The sequence below is a fragment of the Spirosoma sp. SC4-14 genome (genome assembly GCF_037201965.1).
In the GTDB taxonomy this organism is placed as follows: domain Bacteria; phylum Bacteroidota; class Bacteroidia; order Cytophagales; family Spirosomataceae; genus Spirosoma.
The window spans coordinates 1099212-1123053 of record NZ_CP147518.1 but is presented as its reverse complement, the minus strand read 5'-3'; the positions used below and the strand labels follow the sequence as shown (position 1 = coordinate 1123053).

Here is a 23842-nt window from a genome sequence, read left to right as displayed (position 1 = left end):
AGTAAAAATATTACAAACTTATTTACGCATCTATAAGCCGTCAGTATACACACAGGTTGACGGCTTAATACAAAATTAAAGCCATGAAAATAACCTTTTTAGCTATAATATTTAGCTTAGCTATATGCCCGAGTTATTCGCAAAATAATCTTAGTTTAAAATTCGTAAATTCTACATTAAGCCCAGCTCAGTTTATCCATCAAGAATTCATTAAAATAAGCAATGGAAAGCTTACGGATACTTTATGTTTCTTCGGTCTTTATTCAGTACGATTTACAGTTACAGCCAAAGGCAAAATTCTTAACATCATCCCCAGTGTAGGCTTCCCCAACACCTTAAAAGACGCTATAACAAAAAGTATAAAGTCTTCTGAAGCAAATTGGAGAAATTTAAAAAAAGCAAATATCAATTGCATATTACCCGTCATGGTTTTACCAGCATCTGAATGCTCTGGCGAGCGACCTTTTTTAATGCTTCAGTCAGGAGCACAAATGTTTAAATATGAAGGAGACTACATCAATTTTCAATTCACTCAGTTCTATAATTATAATATTAATATGACAGAAGGCGTCATATTGCCTCCGATCCTATTACATAATGGGGCAATTAATTAAACCCCATATCAATTACAAATATTTTAGTATAGTTTAAAGACAAATAAACTACTCCTTTTAAGAGAATATAACCCCATTAGAGTAGTCTATCTAGTCAATTTAGACCGCAGAGACTGCAAAGGTCATCCGCAAAGCCCTAGCATGCGCACAAGAAAAACGCTGATCATCTGAAAGATAAATAGGTGAATGGCCATTCTTCACGTTAAGTAACCAGTATTGGCTTTGTCAAAGTTCTGTTTAACTGTAATAGTCAAGACTTAATCTAAAAACTCATGAAAATAGGGCTCCTTGTTCCGGTTGTAATATCTTCCATCCTGTTATATAACAGGATGGAAGATATTACACCTTGTATAATTACAAAAAATTATGCTAAATGCAGAACAACCAAACGGAAATTTCCTAACAGCCGAAATGAGGCTGTTTTATCAGGAGTAGCCATCGATTGTGAAACTCAAACGCCCTTAAAGCTAGTTGTGCTGAACATTAATGACAGTATCTTTTATTCGGACAAGGAAAAACAAGGGCGCTTTCATAAAGTTTTGCCGCCAGGTCGCTATTCCATTTCTATTGGATGGCCGGGTTACAAGCTTCAAACCATTAATACCTACCTAAAAGCCCAGGATTCATTATACGTTGTTGCTTATCTTAAAGAGATTACAACACCTTTAGAATAAGCAACTTAAAATCGCAAAGGTCATTCGCAAAGCTCGCCAGGAAAAACTTCTCTGTGAACTTTGCGAATGACCTTTGCGGGATCTGCGGTTTAAAGAAACTTGCTTGTTCTAATTCTTCACGACCCGCTTTCTGAATACTTGGTCGCCAATACGAACTTCTACGAAGTAGACGCCCCCCGCTACCGATTGCAGGTTTAAACTCTGTTCAAAAGTTTCAGCAGTTTTCTGATGTGCCTGCCGGACAATCTCAGCACCGTTGAGGTTACGTACTGCCAGCGTCAACGCGCCACGCAATGGGCTGGTAAAGGAAACCTGCATTTGCCCGTCGCTGGGGTTAGGCGTTATAACCATAGCCTGCTCAGCCAGTGGATCGTTGGCCGTAACGGTTCCTGCCCGCACATACACCTGCACCACGGCCTGCGCCGTACACAGATCGACACCGGAGCCAGTCACTGTATAGGAGGTTGTTTGGGTGGGGCTGGCAACTACCTGTGGGCCCAGGGTCGTATTAAGACCTGTACCGGTCCAGTTGAAAACGCTGGCTCCCGACGCATTCAACGTAACGGTTTGTCCTGGGTCGATGAAGATCGACGAGGTCGCTACCTGCACAGAAGGCTTCATACCAATACGTGGGGAAATGTTGTGCGCTGCATTTATGCCCAGGCTATCGGCATACCGTAGCCAGTCGCCCTGCTGGTTTTGTCGCCACGATGTCGCCTGAAGCGATTCGCCGTTTTTCGTGGTTATGAGCGCTACCGTATCGCCCGTTGCATAGGGCAGCATAATACCCACGTGATACGACAAGCCAAACAGTGGTACGTTCTTATCGAACGTTACGGTTGTTGGCCGGTTGTTGGCAACATCGTTGAGGATAACCCGCAGCGGCACATCTTTCTGACCCAGAATAGCACCGGGCCCGCTCTGAAAACCACGAGCGTTCCAGACCGTTACGGTCACAACCGATTCTGTTGCTGCTCCTTTGGCGGCTTTGGCTACCCCAAACTTGAGTGTAGCGCCAGCCAGGTTTTCATAACTCAGCGAATTGTCGAAAAACTCCGATACAGCCTGCGCGTGTTTGCTATTCTGCCCCGCTAGATAACCAGTACCATTCGGTTCTGGAATAATTGTAGGCGTTCCGCTAAAATTGGTTATTTCGGCGCAAAGTCCCTGATTCAACACCTGGACATATTGAGTTCGAACCAGTGTATCCGACGTTCCGATGGCATTTGATGTGACAAGCGTTACTTTAAACGTACCCGGCTGATTATACGTAACGGCTGGGTTCTGTTCCGTAGAGGTACTGGGTGTTCCGCCTTCGAACGTCCATGACCACGACGTTGGGAAACCGCCCGACAAATCGTTATAGCGAACGGTTCCGCCTAACAATACCTTGCGGCTATTGGCCTGAAAATTGGGCGTTGGCACCGTGGCCACCTGCGTACCGCATACGTTTGACGTCAGCAGCGTATTGCGACGTGGACTGATTTCCATAACGGCCCGAATCCGCGCTTTCTGATCGAGCGTGAAAATATTCATACAGGCATCGTTGGAATAGTCCATGTAGTTCTGCACCATGTTGGTGCTTCCGCAGCTTACCCGACCCGTTGGGCAGCCACTACTGGCCGACGCCTGCGGAGGTGTGTCGGCGCAGAAATCGTCGCCACAGTTGGCATCGCCCCAGATGTGCCGCAACCCAAGCCAGTGGCCAGTTTCGTGCGTAAGCGTACGACCCAGATTATACGTCTGCCGCATGGTTGGGAAATTGCCTTTGCTGGCATTACCGAACGAACGATAGTCGATCACAACGCCGTCGGTGCTGGCCGGACTAGTGGTCGGAATACCCGGCAAATTCGACTGGCTCGGAAACTGTGCATAGCCCAGCAACTGACCGCCACCGGCCACAACTTCGTTCAAATCGACCACCCAGATGTTGTAATATTTATCGGGATTCCAGTAGGTGCTGGGTTTCAGAATGCCGTCGATGTTGCTCGTGTTCCAGTTGGCGCGGTTGCCGTTATAGCGGTGAATACCCGGTTCGGCCATTGCTTTCCCCTGCGGATCGAGCACCGCCGAGCAGAATTCGATTTCAATATCGGCCCCTACCGGGTTGTTGTTATAGCCGGGGGTTCCCAACTTTCGGCGATAGTCTTCGTTGAGTGTTTCCAACTGCGCCTGAACCTGTGCGGCACTGATGTTGCGCCCCGTACCGGCCGGCTCGCCATTATGCACCACATGAACAACCACCGGAATAGTAATGACCGTTGCTGCCTGTCGGCTGGAAGCCATCCGCTTTTTAATGTCAATCATTTTCAGTTGCAACTCCCGCTCAAAGTCTTCGAGTTTGCCCAACTGTGGATTTCGGGCACGGAGCGCACTGTCCATTTCCATGGTAGCACATTGGCCCGCAATGGGCTGTTGCGCCTGTGAGGGTCGGCACAAAAGAGACAGGAACGACAGGCAAAGTAATAATCGAAACATACGCCTATTGAACAGGATTGAATGTAAATCGGTAACTCGCGTCAATATCAGGGAAATAATACTCCACTGTAAAGGTTCGATCAGTGAGGTTCTTAAGCGTCCAGGGAACCTTCGCATTTACTGCTGGAATATAAAACTCCAGAGTTGCGGTTGCATTCACAAGATTCCAGTTATCAGTGACGTAGATATCGGGGTCTTGCGGATTGCACTTTGTGGCTCCTTCGCTCGCTTCCAGCTTATGCTCGGCATCGGCATAAAAAGTCAGTAAGTCATCGGCAATGCAGGACGCTACGGCACTCTGAGCCGGAATTACGCCGGAGCCTTGCCCATTATCAAATACCTGTATGGAAACCATCTTCCAGGTTTTTTTGTCGGTACCGGTCAGTAATTGACTATAGGTAGTTGGATGGGGTTCAATTTTTTCAGTACAACCACCCAACAACCAGCCAAGCACACCGGGAATCAGCAGTAAGCGTATAAACTGTCGCATAATTCAGATCGTTCAGGGAGTTATTGGGGTGTATAGGTTTGTGAGAAGAAGAGCGTTGTATCCCGGTATGTGGTAACCGTATCACGAATCATAGCTATTCGTACCGTTGCCTGAAGATTCAATGAGATCTGTCGATTACGCGGATTCCAGGCTCCTGTTCCACTCAATGAACCGTTTGATCCAAGAGCAGCATTGCTTTGAGCAGGAACGGTCAATGAATTATCGCCATTGTCTGTAAACGTTAACGTGGGTTTTTCGGCATTGAACGAAAACAGCGTGCTATTGCCAACGACAACAAAATTAGACAACCCAATATTCCAGTTGCTGAGCGTATACTGCTTACAGTCTGTACTGGTTATTTCTACATCAGCTACAGACACTGCTTTATTGTCGACAACACTACTTCCCGTATAAAACCCGCCAAACAGGCAATCGTCGTTGAGGTTGAGCGTAAACGATTTGCCAATTGGGACTTCGCCCGTTCCGAAGCCAACCTGCAACGTACTGGGATCAACACTGGTGAGTGTAAACGTCAGCGACTGCGAATCCAGAATGTTGTTAGCATTGTTGATCAACTTCACCATAATTGAGCCCTTGCTCTGATTGGCCGGGATAACTACGGTACCTTTCGTGCCAACAATGGTATAATCTTTTCCTTCGCGTGCGGTGCCACTGACGGTATATTTAATGGTGATCGGCTGGCTCAACTGCGGTCCGGCGTTATGAACCTCAATGGCAATGGGTTTGCTGTAGCTTTCCTTATAGGTTGCCGACGTATCGGTGAACTGCACAAAATACGGTCCCTGAAACGTGCGCTCGACGTCGTACTCCTGACAGGCACCCGCGCCCCAGCCAACGACAACGACCGTCAGCAAGGTAATCAGCCAATGACGGCCGCGACCATTTTTCTGCCGAATCAATTGGTTATATAAAGTCTGATCGCTCATGGTATAGCTTTCACTAAATACGTTTAGATTCTATTAAGAAACCTTTTAGGTTTAATCTAACTGCTTGACGAAACCTAAAGGGTTTTGAAAACCTTTTAGGGTTTTTAATCTGACTCCTACTTAATACCCTGGGTTTTGTGTCAGGCTTTTGTTCTGCTGAATTTCGCGCTGCGGAATGGGCCAGAGCTCCAGACGGCTGCTCCAGTTGGGCGAGAAAGCCGACATGACGGCCTGCGCCCGACCCGTACGCACCAGATCGTACCAACGCTGCCCTTCAAACGCCAGTTCGTAGACACGCTCCCGCTCAACAGCCAGCAAAACGTCGGCCTGCGCCGTAGCCGTCACCGCCGGAGCTTTCGCACGTGTGCGCAGTACGTTCAGGTCGGCAATGGCCCCATTGGCACCGGTGAGGTTTCCCTGCTGCGCCCGCGCTTCGGCCCGAATCAGATACATCTCGGCCAGTCGCATCAGCACAATGTTGTTGTTGTCTTCAGAAGCCGTACCATACTTCAATACCGTCCAGCCATTGTCGTTTCCTTTCAGATTTTGGGTGCTAAAACCAATCGTTGCACTGCGCGTCCCCGATTCGGTAGAGTTAAGCGCAGCCACGACCTGGTTCGACGGAATAACCTCCCGACGGCTTACGTACAGGTTGTTTAAGCTATAAGCGCTGGTCCCCGGATCGTCGGAAAGGTTATAGCCAACTTCCAGAACCGACTCGGTCGTAAAATCTCTCAGCACTATGTCAGCGTAGTTTGTCACCATAGTATAGACACCCGAAGAGATTACCGTAGTCGCATATTTCTCGGCATTGACCCAATCTTTCATGTACAGATAATACCGGGCCATGGCTGCCTGGCAATTGATCTTATTCAAATAAGTCGCATTGGTCGTAATGTCGGTTGAGCCAGATGCTACAGAAGGCAAATCACCCAAAGCCGCCGTATAGTCAGCAATTACCGAAGCCAGAATATCGGCCCTGGGCGTTCGGGGAATATTCGTGTTGGCAACCCGGTCGATGGTTGTCACTTTCGGAATATCGCCATAGGTATAGGCCCCAATAAAATTAGCCCAGCCGCGCATAAACCGGGCTTCGGCCATCACCTGTTTTCGGGTTGCATCCGTGACACCACTCACCTGTGGCAGTTTTTCAAGGATAAAATTGGCACCGTAAATTGTACCGTAAAGGGTAGCCCATAACTGATCGACGGCACCATTGGTAGCAGTAAGCTGCTTGGTTGCCAGTTCGCGCTCGTCGGTGAATGTTCCATTATGCTGGATGTAATCGGCCGTAAAATCACCGGCAATCATGTTGGGGGCTGCCATGCTCCGAAGCGCGCTGTATAAACCAATCCGAACAGGCTGCACATCGTTGGGTTCGTTCAGCACCAGATCGTCGACCAGCAGGGCTACCGGCTCCTTATCAAGAATCTGGTTGCAGGAGGCCAGGTTGAGCAGAACGATGAGTACTAGAATATTTCGGAAGAAACGAGTCATATCAAATATCAGTAATTACCAAGTCGGTTTTAAATCAGAAGGAGAGCGAGAGCCCTACCAATACCGTTTTTACCTGCGGGAACGTAAAGAAGTCGATCCCCTGCGCTGTTGTCGAGCCATCGAGTGTACTAACTTCCGGATCAGGCCCTGAGTAGCGGGTCCAGGTTAGCAGGTTGGTGGCCGATGCATACAACCGCGCATTGCCCACTTTATACTTGCTGATCCACTTTTTGGGGAAATTATAGCCCAGTGACACATTTTTCAATCTCAGATACGAACCATCTTCGAGGAAGCGGCTGCTCAGATAATCGTTATAGGTATTCTGATATTCATACTTGGGAACGCTGGTAATATCGCCCTCTTTCCGCCAGCGTTTCAGCGCCAGCCGCGACTGGTTGTTCTGAATATCGGCCCCGGAGTTCATGAGCGCCGTGGCATTTGAAAAGTTCAGGATACTATTGCCATACGAGAACTGGAAGAACACACTCAGATCGATACCTTTCCAGGAAACCCGGTTCGTGAAACCGCCATATAACTTTGGCTGGGCGTTGCCAATAACCTGACCATCGTCGGGCGTGATGCGGCCATCGCCGTTTTTATCGTCGTAAATCGCATTGCCCGTTGCGGGGTCAACGCCCAGAAACTTAAGGCCCCAGAAAGTCCCTAAGGGTTGCCCCTGCATGATCACGTTGGTGCCGCCCACGCCATTTCCGGTATAGCCTCTGAACAGCGGCTCGGTACTGGCCAGCTCAACTACTTTGTTTTCGTTATGCGACAGGTTCAAATCGGTACTCCAGCGAACAGCCCGGTCAATGTTTACCGTCGATATAGTCAGTTCAACACCCCGGTTACCCACCTTGCCAATGTTACCCTGCACGGTACTGAAACCCGTTGTCTGCGGAATGGGTTGAGCAAACAGCAATTTATCGGTCAGGTTATCGTAGGCGTCGACCGTCAGGTTGAAGCGACCACTCAGAAACGAGGCATCGAGCCCTACGTTTGCTTCGCGGGTGCGCTCCCACTGGAGCAGTGGGTTAGCCAGGGCCTGCGGTCCTACGCCGGTTGCACCACTGTAGGTTACCGACGACCAGGTACCCAGAAACTGATAGTCGCCAATTCGTTCGTTACCTGTGTAGCCAAAGCTGGCCCGCAATTTCAGATCGCTTAGGAAACGAAATTTTTCCATGAAGTTTTCGCTCGATATGCGCCAGGCCAGCGAAGCCGATGGAAATATTCCAAACCGACGATCCTGCCCAAACCGCGACGAACCGTCGTAACGGGTTGTTATAGTTGCCAGGTATTTTTCATCGTAGTCGTAATGTACTTCACCAAACGTTGAGAACAGGCCGTTATTTATAACATCCGACGTTCCCTGATCGACAATACCAGCCGATGTGATATAGGTAAAATCATTACTAGGGAACAATCGGCCCTGCACATTGCCTGACCGTTGTGTATGCTGTAGAATTTCCAGCCCTCCAAGCGCCGTAAAGCGGTGTTTTTCGGCTATCTGAAAATTATAATTCAGCGTGTTGGTATTAATGAATGTCGATAAACTCGTGTTTGTAAAATCGCCGTAGCCCTGATACCCCACACTCGCAAGATAACCGCCAATGGCCGTTGTCGAGGGTTCGAAATTATCTTCGGTTACGTTGTTGTAATCGATACTCACTTTCGAGCGGAAACGCAGGTTCTGAATAATTTCATACTCGGCATATAAACCAGCCAGCAGTTTAACCGTCAGTGTGTTGAAGCGGGGAAGCACCGCCTGCCCTACCGGATTAAAGTTCGGGAAACCCGGATAGTCTGGATCGTTCGGCACGGTTAGCTTACCCTGGTCGTTGTAGGGCGAATAATACGGCAAGCTTTTCATAGCACCCGAATAAACACCATCCAGAAAGTTATCGCCTTTCACCCGTTTGTTAAACGCCCGCGAAAGCGTCATGTTGGTTCCGAACGAGAGCTTCTGCGTGGCTTTATGGTCGAACTTAAACTGGCCGGTATACCGTGTAAACTGGTTGTTGAGCTGAACGCCCTGCTCATCGCGATAGCTACCACTCAGGTAGAACTGTGTTTTGTCGTTGCCGCCCTGGGTCGATAGCTGATATTGCTGATAGACTCCTTTCCGAAGCACCTCATCGACCCAGTTGGTATTAACGCCGTCCGTAACGCCTTTGATCAGGCCGAGCTTATCGGGATCTAAACCGGCATTGGTTACGGCTTCGCGTTGTAAATCCAGTAGCTCGGACGAATTCAGCAGGTCAGGCCGGCGCACAATGTCGGTCATGCCGCGCTGCACATCGGCCGTAAACGTTGTTTTCTGATTGGCTTTACCACGCTTGGTCGTTACGAGCACCACACCATTAGCCGCCCGCGATCCGTAAATAGCCTTGGCTGAGGCATCTTTAAGCACTTCGATGGATTCGATGTCATTGGCATTGAAGAGCGAAAAGGCATTATCCTGCTGGCCACCGAAATCGCGGCCAGTCAGGGCACCATCTTCTACCGGAACACCATCGACAATAAACAACGGGCGGTTGCTGGCCGAAATCGACGTGTTCCCCCGAATGCGTACGGTCAGGCCGCCACCCGGTGTTCCCGACGACTGCGATACCTGCACACCTGCCGCCTGGCCCTGAAGGGCCTGGTCGAAACTGGCGACGGGAATGTTCTTAAATTTTTCGGGCGATACGGAGGCAATAGAGCCCGTAATATCTTTCCGCTGAGTAGTATTATAACCCGTTACGACAACCTGGGTTAATTCATTGATGGCTTCCTGCATCTGCACATTGATTACCGTTCGGTTGCCAACAGTAATTTCCTGCGATACTAATCCGATAGAGGTTAGCACCAGAACGGCCGAACTACCCGGAACCGTGAGGCTGTAGTTACCGTTCGCATCGGTGCTGACGCCGGTTGTTGTGCCTTTAATCTGAATATTGACTCCAGGTATTGGGAGGCCATCCTGAACTGATATGACCCTACCCGTTATTCGCTGCCCCTGAGCCCATAGCCGAACTGGCAACAAAGCCAGTAAGACTCCGCAAATAATAATCCCGTAATAGTTCCTCATGTATACGTTATAATCCAGGCAAAATCAGTTAAGGTTGTTACTAGTTTTTTCAGAGCAGCGTTTCACGGGTCTGTGTTCCGTATAAATAAACCACATTGCATTGCTACGCTGGGTAAAACTTCTTCAGACAGCAAAACAATGTACTGAAAATCCAGCAGGATGCTACCGCTTTTAACGAAAAAAAAACGCTCGTCGTATAAATCTATAGGTGAACTAGCCACAGAATTATCGGCTTTTTACCCTAAAAAATGGCATTAACAGTTGTATTTGAATCAGTTATTCTAAAATTCATGAATACCGCAGTAAATCCTGATTCAAACGACCTTGCTAATCAGCCGATTAATACGCCTTCATTCATAACCACATTCCCCGTACTGGATTACGCAAACTAAAGCCAGAACGTTGCCCTTACATACAGAAGAGGCTCACCTTACAGATGAGCCTCTTCCCAGAAATAAATGATTGGTTTCTACAAATCCATTAATAATTCGGATTTGTCGTTGAAACGCCGGATGTAGACGGATTCAGAACCGACTCATCGGCCGGTACATCCCAGTAATCCATGAAGTTGTAGCTAATGGTTACGTTCTTATTGATGGCACCGGCCGTTGTAACAACGGTGTTGCCATAGCTTCCGCCACCCACCGATACATCGTAGGTCCAGCCCCAGCGACGGCTATCGTAGTAGGCCAGACCACGGCCAAACAACGACACACGGCGTTCTTTGGTTAGCTCAGTCAGTGCTTTGGCCAGCGAAAGGCCCGTACCAGCTACGGGTGCAACACCGGCTCCCTGATAGGCTCGCACTGCATCGATATAGCCTAACCCTTTTTCAATGTTACCCAAACGGATATTTGCCTCGGCAAGCATCAATTGGTTTTCCTCGTAGCTACCCGCAATGTAGACTTCATACTCACCAACAGCCTTGGTTCCATACACATATACGCCAGGCTCGCCATTACCCCCATCGGTAATGCTATAGCGCGTTGTAAACGTATAGTTGTTTTTGTAAGTGGTGTTGGTATTGAAGTTGTTGGTAAACCGCTTATCGCCCGCGTTGAACGACTGAATAAACCGCTCGCTGATTTTGAACGTAGTGGCCGTATTTACGCCCGTTGTCAGAGCCGCAACCGTACCCCCCGAAGCCGAGAAGAAGTAGTTAGAGGCTACACTCCGTCCCGTAAATACGATATCGCCTTTCTGAATACCCGCAGTAGCCAGTGTCAATACACTATTCCAGTCGGCATCGGTCATGGCCGTTGTCGACGACTTAGAGATCGTGGCGCTCGGATTGCCATTGACAAACGGCGACAGCTTGTTCACCAGAATATTGCGAGCCAGCATGGTGTTAATATTCCGTTTCCACATATCGATAGTTGGAATACCGCCATTGCCAACCTGCGTAAAGGCGGGAATCAACTGGCCCAATACTTCTTCATAGTCCGACTCGCTGCTGATAGTTCCTAATGTGGTAGCCGCCTGATTGAAGAAGGTATTCGACTGGTTAATAATGGCATCATGGAGTACATAATTACCATCGGTCTGCCCCGCTTTATCTTCGATCAGACCCGAATAATACATCGATCCGATTGAGGCATAGGCAAACCCTTTCCACCAGTAACACCAGGCTTTAATGGTATTGGTCCGGCTGGTAGCATCGCCCGAAAACTTAATACCATCAACAAGCGCTAATACTTCGTTACAGGCATTATTCAGCGCATACATATTTAACCACTGGTAATAGATGGCGTTGTTACCAGCTCCCGTGGCCGCCCGGCTGTTATACGAACGAATAATGCTTATCTGCGGAGCTGAGTTTGTCACCTTCGTACCGTCGTCCAGAATAATATAGTCGGGCACCCCGATTGTGGTGATCTGGTTGTTCGAGGCATCGGCACCGAGGTTGTCGGCCATCAATTCCTGATAGCCCAGCGGCAACGAGAAGTAGCTATTTCCCAGCCAGCCATCGCCATTATAAAAACCGTTGATATACACGCCACCCTGGGCCAGCGAAATAAGACCGCTTTCGGTATTCACGTTGGCTGCAACCGTCGGTGCGTTTGGGTTGCCTACATCCAGTTGATCCTTACAGGATACCCCTCCAAGCAAAATGGCTGTTAATGAAGCCGTATAGATGAATTTATTTTTTATAGAGCGTTTCATGTGTAAAAGACGTTTACGATTAGAACCCGATGTTCAGACCAACCTGATACGACTTGATGTTTGGCAGCGTACTGTGGTCTACCCCTCTGTCGAACGATGAGTTCGAAGAACCTGAGCTGATTTCAGGATCATAACCGGTGTACTTCGTGATAGTGAAGATATTCCGTCCGGTCAGCACCAACTGGCACTTGTTGAATGGCAGTTTGGCAACTTTAGCCAGATCGAACGCCAGCGAAATGTTCCGCAGCCGGGCAAACGAAGCGTCTTCAAGATAGAAGTCTTTCGTAGCATTGTTACCAGCACCCCGCAAACTACCCCATAGGCCATAATAAGCACTCGACCAGTAGGCCGTATAGGCACCGGTTTTGCCATCGATCGTAACGGGCTTGGCAAAATCGCCACTGATCCCATCGCGGTACATCCATTCTTTTGTCTGATTGTACAAATGGCTTCCATACACCCAGTCGATCTGGAAATTAAACGTCAGGAAATCTTTAAACGTAAAGCCATTGATGAACGAAACGTTGAATTTTGGGTTTGGGTTAGCCAGTGGGTATGTTTCGTTCGTAAACTGAATCTGATAAGTCTTCTTGTCCACTACCCGACCATCGACCATGGTGTAGTTCGATTCGTTGCCGGGTGTAATGTAGCGTTGGCCTTCCTGATTGGTATAGTCCAGGCTGGTCATCGCCTTATAGCCATAGATTTGGCCAATTGGCTTGCCCGGCGTCAGTACCAGCGCCGTGCTGCCCGCGTTCGAAGTCAGAATAATATCGGCACCACCCGAAATCTTATCGATCATCGAGATCTGATGGCCAAAGTTGGTTGTGAAATCCCATTTCAGGTTTTTCGAGTTATAGACCGGAATATTCAGCGAGAACTGTACGCCATTCGACGACATATCGATAGCGTTCGTTAACTGCCCCGTTGACCCGAGCGAAGGCGGCACGCTAACCGTATAGATTACATTCTGGCTTTTCCGTTTCCAGTACGTAAACGAACCATTAATAGCGCTAAGCCACGTACGTCCCGAATTGCCACTGATCGTAAAGTCGGTACCAATTTCAAGTTCTTTCGATACTTCTACCTGCAAATTTGGGTTGTTGCTGGTGGTCGGAACGGTATATACAAGACCAGGTCCGAGGTTTTGCTGGTTCAGAATTGGGTAGCGGTCAAAAGCACCTGGCTGAATACCCGCTTCGCCATAAGCAGCTCTGAGTTTGAAGTACGAAAGCGTGTTCGCCAGTTTACTGTTCTTAAAGAAAGCCAGTGGCGCAATACGCCCATCGAAGTGCGGGAATGTAAATGGTGTTGAACCACCACCGAATGCCGACGACCAGTCGCTCCGGAAACCAGCCGTAATACCACCATAATCGCCAAAGTCGATTTTCTGGTTAACCAGATAGCCATACGTTACAAATGGCTCTACATAATCACGATAGACAGCCTGCGATGAGGTCGATGAGATATTATAAGGTGGTGCCAGGCCCAACCCTAAACCATAGGTATCGTATTCAGTATATTTCTTCTTACGATAATCGAATGTGATTTGCGTACTGGTCTGGATGGGCAGTTTCGAATGGAAGTCATCCTGAAAATCGGTACGAATGAAGGCTGTACCCAGAAAGTTCTGGAATGTAGTGTTGTACTGCCAGTTGTCGATTTCCCCCTGTGCATCCGGCGCAAAATTGCTGATCCAGGTCGGATAGTAGTTCGAATTAATATTCTGTGTCTGGTTGTAATAGGTCCAGCGGGCTGTTTCGTTTCGGTAGTTGATACCATATTTCGCGTCCAACTCCAGGAATTTATTTACCTTATAGTCGGCATCAAAATTTTGCACTACGTCAATTTTATTATCCAGACCACTGGTGTACTCCTGCTGATAGTATGGATTCCCAGCATTCACACTCAAAAAGTCAGCCGTCTGGTATTGCGGATAGGTACCATCGGCCAGTTTACGGGTCAGATCGAAGAATGGCGACGTATTCAGAAAGCTAAATACTGTACCAACGCTACCCAATGAGTTACCTTTACCATAATCATAGCCACCGGGCGCACCTAAACCTGGGTGGAGTGTGTTTTTGGTGTAGACCAACTGGGTGGTAGACCGTATGGTAAACCCTTTGAACAGCTCTGTGCCGAGGTTGGCCGACAGGTTGCTTCTGTCGACATAGCCGTTTTTCAGAATTGGAGTAAGCGTATGGTTGTTAGATGCAGCAATTGAAAAGTCGCTTTTTTCCGATGCGCCTGAAATATTGATGCTGTTGTTTGATGTGCCGCCGGTCTGGAAAACCTGCTTAAAGTGATCGTAATATTTCAGGTTCGCATTATAGGGTTTATCGGCCACGTTGCGGATATCCTGAATTCCGTAGCGAGTAGCGCCACCGTACTGATACGAGATTCCTTCAATAGAACCAACTTCATTATAATCCAGTGGTTTTCCTGTATTAACATCAATGATGTTGTTGTTGGCATCCGTCATATAAGGATGCAACTCTGCCTTATGCACATTGCCGGTGTTCAGGAATTGGTTTGAAGCATAGCTACTGGAAACATTCACCGCAATCCGGCCTTTTTTTCCGCGCTTGGTGAACACCTGAATTACACCATTTGCACCCTGCGCACCGTAGATAGAAGCCGAAGCAGCGCCCTGTACTACCTCAACACGGTCGACGTTGCTCAGATCCAGCGAGTTGATATCGGTAGCCGCAACCTGCACACCATCCACCATGATCAGCGGCTTGGTACCACCCTGTACGGAGTTGATACCGCGAAGCAGAATGTTGACCGGGTCGCCAGGGTTACCACTAACGGACGAAATCTGGGCACCGGGAATTTTACCGATCAGGGCCTGGTCGATCGACGCAGTGGGGGTTTGCGGCAGGTTTTTCCCCGAAACACTTTCTACCGAAATCCCTAGTTTGGCTTTACTGGTTTCAACCCCACTACCTGTTACAACGACTTCGGTAAGCAACTTGGAATCAGAGACCAGACTCACATTCAATTCCGACAGATTACCAATTGCGATTTCCTGGGTTACTGTACCGACAAAGCTAAAGACTAACGTTGTCCCTTTGGCATTGGGTACTGCAATGTCATAAAGCCCAGTTGCATCAGTTACGGTGCCTTTTGTTGTACCTTTTATTAATACAGAAACGCCCGGTAAAGGAGAGCCATCTTCGGCCGACGTCACCTTACCAATAATCCTTCGCTCCTGAGCCCAGGCAGCGCTCCAGAGTGAGCATACGAAGAGTATACTCATACATAGAATTTTCCTCATATAAGTTTAGTGCTAGGTTAAAAAAACGTTTGTTTACGGCAAAGCTAGATCTTAGAAAAAGACAATACAAATTTTTTGTTGTGCGCAAGCATCGTAAATATTAATTCTATCCTATCCTAAGCATACAAAATATTATTTTGATGATTAAAATTCAATTAAAACAAAAACAACGTCTATTACTCATTAAAACAAACTTAACAAAACTGAAATGATCGAGTAATAAAGCTTAAAATAATTACTCATTCTCCCAAAAATACAATGCGTATATTTACACAATTAATATACTCTGCCATTTTTAAGGCATAACCAAATGAGTAAATCATAGAAAAATTTATATTCTTATAACAAACGCAGGGTATGCCAATGAGCAATTATCAACCACCAGTTGACCAACAAAAAATTGGTATTCAACCGTGTCAGCCTTATCTGGATTGGGTTTTGATACTACTGCTGATTCTCTGCCTTAGCGGGCATCAATCGGTATCGGCCGCAAGGAAAACATTGACTGTATATGTTTTTCTCAATACCGAATGCCCAATTAGCCAGCAATACGTAGTCCGGTTGGCAGAAGTCTATCAGCATTTCAGCCATTCGGATGTTCGGTTCATTGCCGTGTTTCCATTACGGACCGATACGCCAGCAGCGATCCAACGCTTTCGGGTCGAGTATAAACTACCTTTTGCCGGAAAACCCGATATCAATACGCAACTTGCCCGCCATTTCAGGGTGCGTGTTACGCCAGAAGTAGTAGTAATGCAATCGGATGGAAAAGTGAGCTATCAGGGAGCAATTGACAACTGGTATGTCGATTTGGGAAAACATCGGCCACAGGCTACCCAGTACTATCTAAAGGATGCATTGACCGCTCTATTGGCAGGAAAGTCGGTTGTTCAGCCGCGTACCGACGCGGTAGGCTGCCTGATTGAATGATTGAATGATTGAATTGTTGAATTGTTGAATTGGTAAGTTATAGGTCATGTGTTTTTAACCGCAACGGCGTACCATTATTCAGTCATTCAACAATTCAACAATTCAATCATTCAACAATTCAATCATTCAACAATTCAATCATTCTATTTAAGATAATAGAAAACCAGATTCATCATCTCGTCGGTAGAGTTCCAGCCATAGCCAACGGTTTTGGCTGGTTGGTTCGGATTCAGTGGATTCTGATCAGTATTATCGTAGTGGGCTTCGGCAATAATGGTTGAGCCTTTTGGCAAAACGAGTGGCTGTTTAAAGAAATAGCTCAACTGCCAGTTATAATCCCAGGCCGGTATATTAATCAGGTTAACCGCATCGCCATCGGGTGTAATGGCAAACGCCCTGATCGACTGTCCAAGCCGGTGCATATGGGGCAACACTGATAATAGATACACCGTATCGGGTAGAGGGCCATAATTCATAAAAAACGCAGGTCGAGTGGCCGAAGGCAACAGAAAAGGCTGATTCGTGATATTATTTTCGGTTAACGTAAGGGTATATACTGGCCGTGTTACGGGCTTTTTGGCAAAATATAGCCGCACTTCCGATTGGTCCTGATCGAGCCGGGCCGACGGCGAATAGTGAATATTCAGAATAAGATCACTGCCCGCCCGAATACGCTTGGCAGCTCCATCTGGAAACGTAACCCGATCATTGCCTGGTACCCAGCCATACAAAAATTCGTCGGCAAGGGGAGTTTTCTGAAATTCCTTCAATCGAGGGTCGTCTTCAGCAATGCCATCAATGGCGGCCATTGTCCCGGTCGAATCGACCATGATCCGACTGTGGTGGAGCAACTTCCGATTTCCGGGCACAAACTCAATTGCTTCGACCCAAACGTCCTGTTTCAGGTTCATGGGCACATGAAAATACCGAAAATCCTCCCGTCCATCACCCTGAATTGCGTAGGGTTTCATCCGCAGCACAAGATCTGGCTTAGCCCCCTGCACCACGCCCTCAGCCCCTGGCCCCACGCTCTTAGCCTCCTGCCTGTTGCCCGGTTCTCCCTGCACCATTCCTCCGTTCACCCATTCCTGAATCGTATTAATTTCCGTTTCCGAAAGCCCCCGTTCGTTGGCATACTGCTGAAACTGGCGGTCGGCCGGGAAAGGCGGCATATAACGGCTTTGAGTTACTTTGGCCACAAACTTTCCCCGCTTGGCAACGTCTTCGTAGGTAAGTAGGTTAAACGGCCCTACGCCACCGGGATGATGGCAGGGCACGGCGCAATTACGGAGAATAATGGGCCGAATGTGAGTAGTATAGGTCACTGGCTGGGCTATGGCGTTTGCCCAAATCAGCAGCACTAAAAAGGTACAGAACACGCCCTTCATGCCTCCAATATAGAAAAAATAGCGAACCTCAACTGAAGTTCGCTATCAATATTATATGATTACAACACTAGATTAACGAGCACTCCAGGTCAAACTACAGTTGGCACTCGCTTCTGAAACGGCCGTTGGATCGGCGCAAATGCTACTCGGCTCCCAGGTCTTAAACACCAGCCCATCGGTAGTTGTCAATCGCCAGGTCAGCACAAATTTATCAGTTTTGTTAAACCAGGCTCCTGCCGGACGTGGTGTAGCCGGATTATTAAACACTGGCACCGCATTCACCTTGTCGTATTTAACAGTAGCATCTTTAAAAAGATTGTATACTTCCGTTGGCGACAAACTAAACGCATTCCACTGCCGGTTGCCAGCAGCTGGTGTTATGGTCTTTGCCAAAACCCCACCACTTCCCAGTGAAGCCGTTTTAGGGTTACCATCGGGATCGGTATATGACTCAATCATGTCGACGTAAACCTCAATTTTGCTGACCGTTAGCTTGTTGTCGAGCGATACCCAGCGTAGTTTAAAGTTTACTTTGGCGGCATCGGCATTCTGCGCCGAAAGTGGGAAATTTTTGCCATAGTCGGCAATGTTCGCCTTGTTGCTTGATCCAACAGCTCCTTCGGTTATGTCGGCAAATACACCAAACCCATGAACACCTGGTTCCCAATCAGGGATAGGGTTCAGCGACTCATCGCGACAGCCAATCAATGTCAGAAAGCCAATTGTAAATGCGTAAATTATAGTCTTTTTCATATAAGTTTTCTAATGTTGGTGAGCTCGTTTTATCGTTTAGTTTGTCTACATCTGACAAAACGAGCGACAGGTTTTAGAATTCCCACTTAACCTTTACCTTATCCCAGAATACAGGGTCACGGTCGAAAATAATATCCGACACATATTTAGCCGCGTTGCTGTTCAAATTACCCTCCTGAGCCGGATAGGGTAACCGAAGTGCATATTGACGACCGGGTTTCAGAATAGGAGACTGAATACCTGTTGAGAATTGTTTGAATGGCCCCTGCACCGGGTAGCCGGTCCGACGCATCAGGTTCCAGATTTCCTGACCTTGCCCCCACGAACAGAACCAGATTTGCTTGGCCACAACGTTTAATTTACCCTGATTGCTTGGAGCAGCGTCGTAAAGTGCCAGCCAGGCATTTACGTAGGCCGTAATGTCGGCCGCTGCCGGTGCTGGCGTTTTTGGATCGGCAGCCTGTGCAAACTTGGTTACCGATGCAATCTGTTCACGCATGGCGGTTTCGAAAATAGCGCGGGCGTCGCCCGTTACACCGGTTCCGTCCAGAATAGCCTCAACCTGATAGAACTTCACGTTCCAGCTCATAATCAGTGGCCAGATCCCGTTTCCGGTGGCCCCATCTTTCGATCCGGTCAGTGCTTTGGGTGCAATTTCGCGACCACCATACAAACCGCCCGCTGGATACGCCCCAGGAACGGTGCGCAATGTGCCATCGGCAGGAGCTCCTGTATTATCGCCCCGGTCGCGACCGAAGATTCCGGCCAGGAACTTGATATCGTCGGTAGTTGGGTCCTGCTTATCGTTATAGAACACCCGTTTGTATTCGGCCAGAAACGCCGGGCGCGTTGGTATATACGTACCACCGTATGGAATAGTACCCCGGTCAGTTGGGTTGCTGGCATCCAGGACCTTATCGGTCTGGCGGAAGAAATACATACCAAAGCGTGGATCTTTATTGAGGATCATTTCGCCCATCAACTGATGGTTGATGTAGGTAAAACCGTTACCTGCGTTGTAGGTGCTAATGGCCCACGGGTGCCGGTCGTCCTGCGGAGAAATTTGCTTGGAATACTGATAGTAAAAATCCTGCGACGAAGTAGTGATGAATCCGCCTGCATCAAAAGCCGCTTTCAGCTCGGCATTGCCGTTGGCGCGGCCTTTCCGCGAATTCATCAGCAGCCGCAGTTTGATGGTTTTGGTTAACCGCGTCCAGGTAGTAGCATTTCCATTCCCAATAAAATCGCCCGAGACCGATACAGGTTGCGCCTTGGCAAACTCAGCCAGTGCCTGATCGCAAAGTTTCAGCAGATCTTCATAAATTTCTGAATCTTTGTCGAAGGCAACATTTCGGTCAGTGCCATCCACGTTTCCCTGCCAGGCCATCGAATATGGCACATCGCCAAACATATCGACCATATTGCCCATGGCGTAAGCTTTCAGGGCTAGTGCGATTCCCCGATAATAGGGATTTTTGCCATCGGTAGTTGCCCGCAGAATCTGTTCTACATTCTGCATATTCCGATAGTAGGCGTTCCAGGTGCCGTTGTAGGAGTTGTTGGTCAGGTTATAATCGTCGGCACTGTTCATATGGCCGACAAATCCTGATGAATTATCAACCACACTACGAAAGTTGCCCGGTGAGTAAGTAGTACTGCTTGAAGTAATACCTACCACACCGATGTTTAATGCCCCCAGTTCGGCAGGTGGCAGCAGCAGGTTCAGAGCAGCAGAAGCCGGTTTATTGGGATCTGTGTTGATGTCGAGATTGGTAATATCACAACTCGTCAGCGACAATGTAAGGGCCGTAGCCAATAACCCCTTACCAATATGTATGATTGAAATTTTCATATATCCGATCAAGAATTAGGTAAATGAATCAGAACGATGCCGTAATATTCAGGCCAAAGCGCCGGGTCGATGGAGCGGCACCAAGGTCGAAGCCCTGAATGTTCGAATCAGCATAGTTCGACAAAACTTCCGGGTCGAAATTGAGTCCTTTCAGCATGTTGGGTGCGTAGAACCACAGGTTCCGTCCCGAAGCCGATATCCGCAGGCTGCCGAATACTTTCGTATATTTTCTCAGTAAATCTTTGGGGAAGGTATAACCCAATGTGATTTCGCGCAGACGAATAACGGTAGCATCATATACGTTGGTCTCGTCGGCTCCATAGGCCCCAAATCCGTTGGAGAAGTGGAACTGGAAGGCCGTCATCGGAATAGTGTTCTTCACTTCCTTACCATCTTCCAGAATAGCCTTATAGGTAGCCGGATCGCCCAGTACGCCCGGAATCACGCGCATCGCTTCCCGGTCTTCCGACGACTTGAGCTGACCGCGTAACAACAAAGAAGCTGCTGTTGCCGAGAAAAGTTTACCCCCTGCCCGGTAATCCATCAGCGCCGATAGTGTAAAGCCCTTAAACGAGAATGTATTGGTCCAGCCCAGGGTAAACTTCGGAGCAGGATTGCCCAGCAACTGCGACTGCGGCAGCGTAAAAGGCAAGCCGGTGGTTGGGTTGATCAGCAGTTTCCCCGATTCACTGCGGGCATTTACCGTACCATAGATCATGCCGTATGGATTGCCAACCCGGTGCATGGTGCCGAGCGATGATAAACCAGAGCCGCCAAGGAAAATTTCGTTGGCTGGTCCGGCATCGACCACATTTGACCGCAACCGGGTGAAAGCCGCCGTCGAATTCCACTCGAAGCCATTCGATAACCGAATTGGAACGACCGTAAAGGCAATTTCAAGCCCTTTATTGTCGATCTGCCCAGCATTTGTCACTTCGTTGTAAAAACCCGTTGACGCCGGAATACGGCGCGAAACAATCAGGTTCGTCGATTTGCGATAGAAGTAAGCCAGATCGATATTGATCCGATTGTTGAAAAACTGTAACTCCGTTCCAATTTCAGTTTCGGTCGTAAACTCAGGCTTCAATTGAGAGTTGTTCAACGTCGACGGCAGAGTAGCTAATGAATAGGCCGTTCCGTTTACATAATCGCGTCCAATGTTGTAGGCCGTTAGTACCTGATAGGGATCAGCATCTTTACCCACGGTGGCATAGTTGGCTCTGATCTTACCAAAGTTGAGAATATTCTTTGGCATGTTGAAGGCCTGCGTGAAGATAAACGAGCCAGAAATCGACGGATAATAGTAGCTGTTTGTCGATGTTGGCAACGTTGATGAATGGTCGTTACGAACCGTAGCCGTCAGGAAAGCAAAGTCGTTGTACGACAAACCCAACTCGCTAAAAACACCGTATAAACGACGCTTCCGGCTGTATTCGGTGGCGTTCTGGCTCAGTGTCCCCGAAACAGTCAGCACATTGGCGTCGATTACCTGATCGCCGGTTTCAACGGCTTCGGTATAATACCGCTCGTTGGCATTGAAACCAACCAGCAATCGGGCAGAAAACCGCTCCGAAAAATCGTGCGATGCTGTAGCCAGGAATGTCAGATCCGTTTCGGTATTGGTCAGTTCTGTACGAGACACACGTCCCAGAGGAACAGTTGTTCCGCCCGGCCGGATTTTATTTGTTCGGGTTTCGTGATAGGTGTTCACCCCACCGCGTGCGGTCAGGTTCAGCCAGGGAGCTACATCGTAGCTGAGGGCCATGTTTCCAAACACACGATTTACGCGCGAGTTATAGAGGTTGTATTTGGCCGTCCAGAGTGGGTTATCCAGCGCACGATAAAATACATTCGAACCATCGACCGGGTTTTCGAACGGATACCCATTCAGGTTGTAGTTACGAGGCAGGTAAAACAAACGGTCATAGATAGAACCGGTCGAACCACTACTATAATCCGTAAAATAGGAAGCGCCCGACTGTGGACTCTGCTGAGTCGTATTGACATAATTGACATTGCCAGATACGTGCAGCCCGTTAATGAGTGTTGCCGACCCGCCAAAGTTCAACGAAGTCCGCTCCGTATTCGAGTTCGGAATAATTCCGTCGTTCTTCATCCGGGATATACCCGCGTTCAGCGTTGTCTTGTCGCCCGTAGAGCTAATATTCACGCCATTCTCAAATACTTTACCCTGACGAAAAAATCCACCAATGATGTCGTATGGCTGCAAGGGAACCGTTTTCCCAACCAGGTCAGGGAATACACTCAGGTATCGGTTATAGGTATACGAAATATAAGGCGAGGTAAGTGGGTGATAAATCTGGCCTTCGGGCGCTCCGGTTTCAATGGTCTTCGAATAGCGTGTAAAGCCCAGCTGTCCATTAATCCGATCCACTTCCGATGGAAACACCGTTCCCCAGTTACCAATAAATCCCCCGTTATACTGCTGGTTCGAGCCTTGTGTATAGGTATCCTGATAATCGGGAATCGACGAGATTTTCTCAACTGAATAGGAGCCGTTGTAGGTTACTTCCAGCCCTTTCTTGGCCGATTTACTGCCCGATTTGGTCGTAATGACAATAACCCCATTAGCTGCACGCGACCCATACAGGGCCGAAGCAGCCGCACCTTTCAGCACAGTCATTGCTTCAATATTGTTGGGATCAATATCGTAGGCCCGGTTCGAAACAACGCTGTTGCTGTTGAAATCAGATCCAGCTGCGTTGGAGGAATTGTCGAACGGAATACCATCAACAACAAACAAGGGCTGGTTATTTCCCGTAAATGATGTATTTCCGCGAATATTAATCTTGGTAGCCTGGCCAGGAGCACCGCCACCAGCCGTAATATTAACGCCGGGTACTTTACCAGAAAGCGCCCGAAGTGGGTCAGGCTCGGAGCGTTGCTGAAGAAGATCACCTTTAACATTCGAAACAGCATAGGCAAGCGCTTTCTTTTCGCGCTGAATCCCAACGGCTGTCACTACAACTTCACTAAGCTGTTTAGAATCGTTAGCCAGTTTAATATCGATAACTGACCGGTTACCAATTTCGACTTCCTGCGAAGCAGATCCTACAAAGCTGAAAATTAGCTTACCTCCCTGATCCGGGACCCCAATCGAATAAGCCCCATTAGCATCGGTATTGGCTCCGCGAGTCGTGCCTTTCAGAACAACAGACACTCCAGGCATCGGCGTTCCGTCTTCCGACGCTACAACCTTACCCGTAATTACTCGCTCCTGCGCCCATGCCGGAACCCATATTGAGCATACTATGAGTATACTCACTAGTAGAATTTTCCTCATAAATTAGTTTGAATAGGTTAAGAAATATGAGTATTAACAGCAAAATTAAAAAAGCATTAACAAATTGCAAATTATTTATCAAACACCATTTATATAGAATATAGATTGGCATTTAATGATTTTCATAAAAGCTTATTCTACAAATTCATATCTGTTCATTTATCACAAGAAACACCTAATTGATAATACACGCTAAGAAGGGGGCAAATAATGGTTACTTATACCTATAATACATAAATTACACCAGGGCTTATAAGTGCTAAAAAATAACGGAAAACTACTCAGGAAAGGCTATCTAATATTTCCTCTCAATAAATACATCTAATCTATAAAATAAGTAAACTTTACTTCCATAACTACAAACAAAAGCGCCAGGCTTATAGGCCTGGCGCTTTTGAA

Annotated in this window: 14 protein-coding genes; 3 read left to right on the top strand and 11 right to left on the bottom strand. The window is 47.9% G+C overall.

Annotated elements, in window-relative coordinates:
* Positions 1–83: 83 nt before the first annotated feature.
* Both WBJ53_RS04575 and WBJ53_RS04570 read left to right on the top strand, forming a co-directional pair.
* The gene (locus WBJ53_RS04575; RefSeq protein ID WP_338874879.1) at positions 84–614 is read left to right on the top strand and encodes a hypothetical protein; all 531 of its coding nucleotides are present in this window, start codon (positions 84–86) and stop codon (positions 612–614) included.
* A gap of 329 nt (positions 615–943) precedes the next feature.
* The gene (locus tag WBJ53_RS04570; protein WP_338874878.1) at positions 944–1288 is read left to right on the top strand and encodes a hypothetical protein; all 345 of its coding nucleotides are present in this window, start codon (positions 944–946) and stop codon (positions 1286–1288) included.
* 108 nt (positions 1289–1396) lie between these two features.
* Here WBJ53_RS04570 and WBJ53_RS04565 read toward each other — a convergent pair whose 3' ends face one another.
* From WBJ53_RS04565 to WBJ53_RS04535, 7 genes are all read right to left on the bottom strand, one after another.
* Positions 1397–3766, bottom strand: a complete 2370-nt coding sequence (locus tag WBJ53_RS04565; protein ID WP_338874877.1) for a M43 family zinc metalloprotease — start codon at positions 3764–3766, stop codon at positions 1397–1399.
* A 4-nt stretch (positions 3767–3770) separates the two neighbouring features.
* Positions 3771–4256 carry a hypothetical protein gene (locus tag WBJ53_RS04560; protein ID WP_338874876.1) on the bottom strand — a complete coding sequence of 162 codons (486 nt, stop codon included), beginning with the start codon at positions 4254–4256 and terminating at the stop codon, positions 3771–3773.
* A gap of 20 nt (positions 4257–4276) precedes the next feature.
* Positions 4277–5203, bottom strand: coding sequence for a Calx-beta domain-containing protein (locus tag WBJ53_RS04555; protein WP_338874875.1), 927 nt, complete (start codon positions 5201–5203; stop codon positions 4277–4279).
* Between the two features lie 120 nt (positions 5204–5323).
* Positions 5324–6700, bottom strand: coding sequence for a RagB/SusD family nutrient uptake outer membrane protein (locus WBJ53_RS04550; protein WP_338874874.1), 1377 nt, complete (start codon positions 6698–6700; stop codon positions 5324–5326).
* 34 nt (positions 6701–6734) lie between these two features.
* Positions 6735–9773, bottom strand: a complete 3039-nt coding sequence (locus tag WBJ53_RS04545) for a TonB-dependent receptor (RefSeq protein ID WP_338874873.1) — start codon at positions 9771–9773, stop codon at positions 6735–6737.
* A 480-nt stretch (positions 9774–10253) separates the two neighbouring features.
* Positions 10254–11936, bottom strand: coding sequence for a RagB/SusD family nutrient uptake outer membrane protein (locus WBJ53_RS04540; protein WP_338874872.1), 1683 nt, complete (start codon positions 11934–11936; stop codon positions 10254–10256).
* Positions 11937–11955: 19 nt separating this feature from the next.
* A complete protein-coding gene (locus tag WBJ53_RS04535) occupies positions 11956–15216 on the bottom strand; it encodes a SusC/RagA family TonB-linked outer membrane protein (protein WP_338874871.1) in 3261 nt (1086 codons plus the stop codon).
* A 363-nt stretch (positions 15217–15579) separates the two neighbouring features.
* Here WBJ53_RS04535 and WBJ53_RS04530 point away from each other — a divergent pair, with 363 nt between their 5' ends.
* The gene (locus WBJ53_RS04530; protein ID WP_338874870.1) at positions 15580–16146 is read left to right on the top strand and encodes a redoxin domain-containing protein; all 567 of its coding nucleotides are present in this window, start codon (positions 15580–15582) and stop codon (positions 16144–16146) included.
* Positions 16147–16289: 143 nt separating this feature from the next.
* Here the strand turns inward: WBJ53_RS04530 and WBJ53_RS04525 are convergent, their stop codons facing one another.
* The 4 genes from WBJ53_RS04525 to WBJ53_RS04510 form a co-directional block, all read right to left on the bottom strand.
* Positions 16290–17471, bottom strand: coding sequence for a hypothetical protein (locus WBJ53_RS04525; RefSeq protein WP_338874869.1), 1182 nt, complete (start codon positions 17469–17471; stop codon positions 16290–16292).
* Positions 17472–17606: 135 nt separating this feature from the next.
* Positions 17607–18287, bottom strand: a complete 681-nt coding sequence (locus WBJ53_RS04520) for a hypothetical protein (RefSeq protein WP_338874867.1) — start codon at positions 18285–18287, stop codon at positions 17607–17609.
* Positions 18288–18360: 73 nt separating this feature from the next.
* On the bottom strand, positions 18361–20139 hold the full coding sequence (locus WBJ53_RS04515; RefSeq protein WP_338874865.1) for a SusD/RagB family nutrient-binding outer membrane lipoprotein: 1779 nt from the start codon (positions 20137–20139) through the stop codon (positions 18361–18363).
* 28 nt (positions 20140–20167) lie between these two features.
* The gene (locus WBJ53_RS04510) at positions 20168–23443 is read right to left on the bottom strand and encodes a SusC/RagA family TonB-linked outer membrane protein (protein WP_338874864.1); all 3276 of its coding nucleotides are present in this window, start codon (positions 23441–23443) and stop codon (positions 20168–20170) included.
* Positions 23444–23842: the final 399 nt, after the last annotated feature.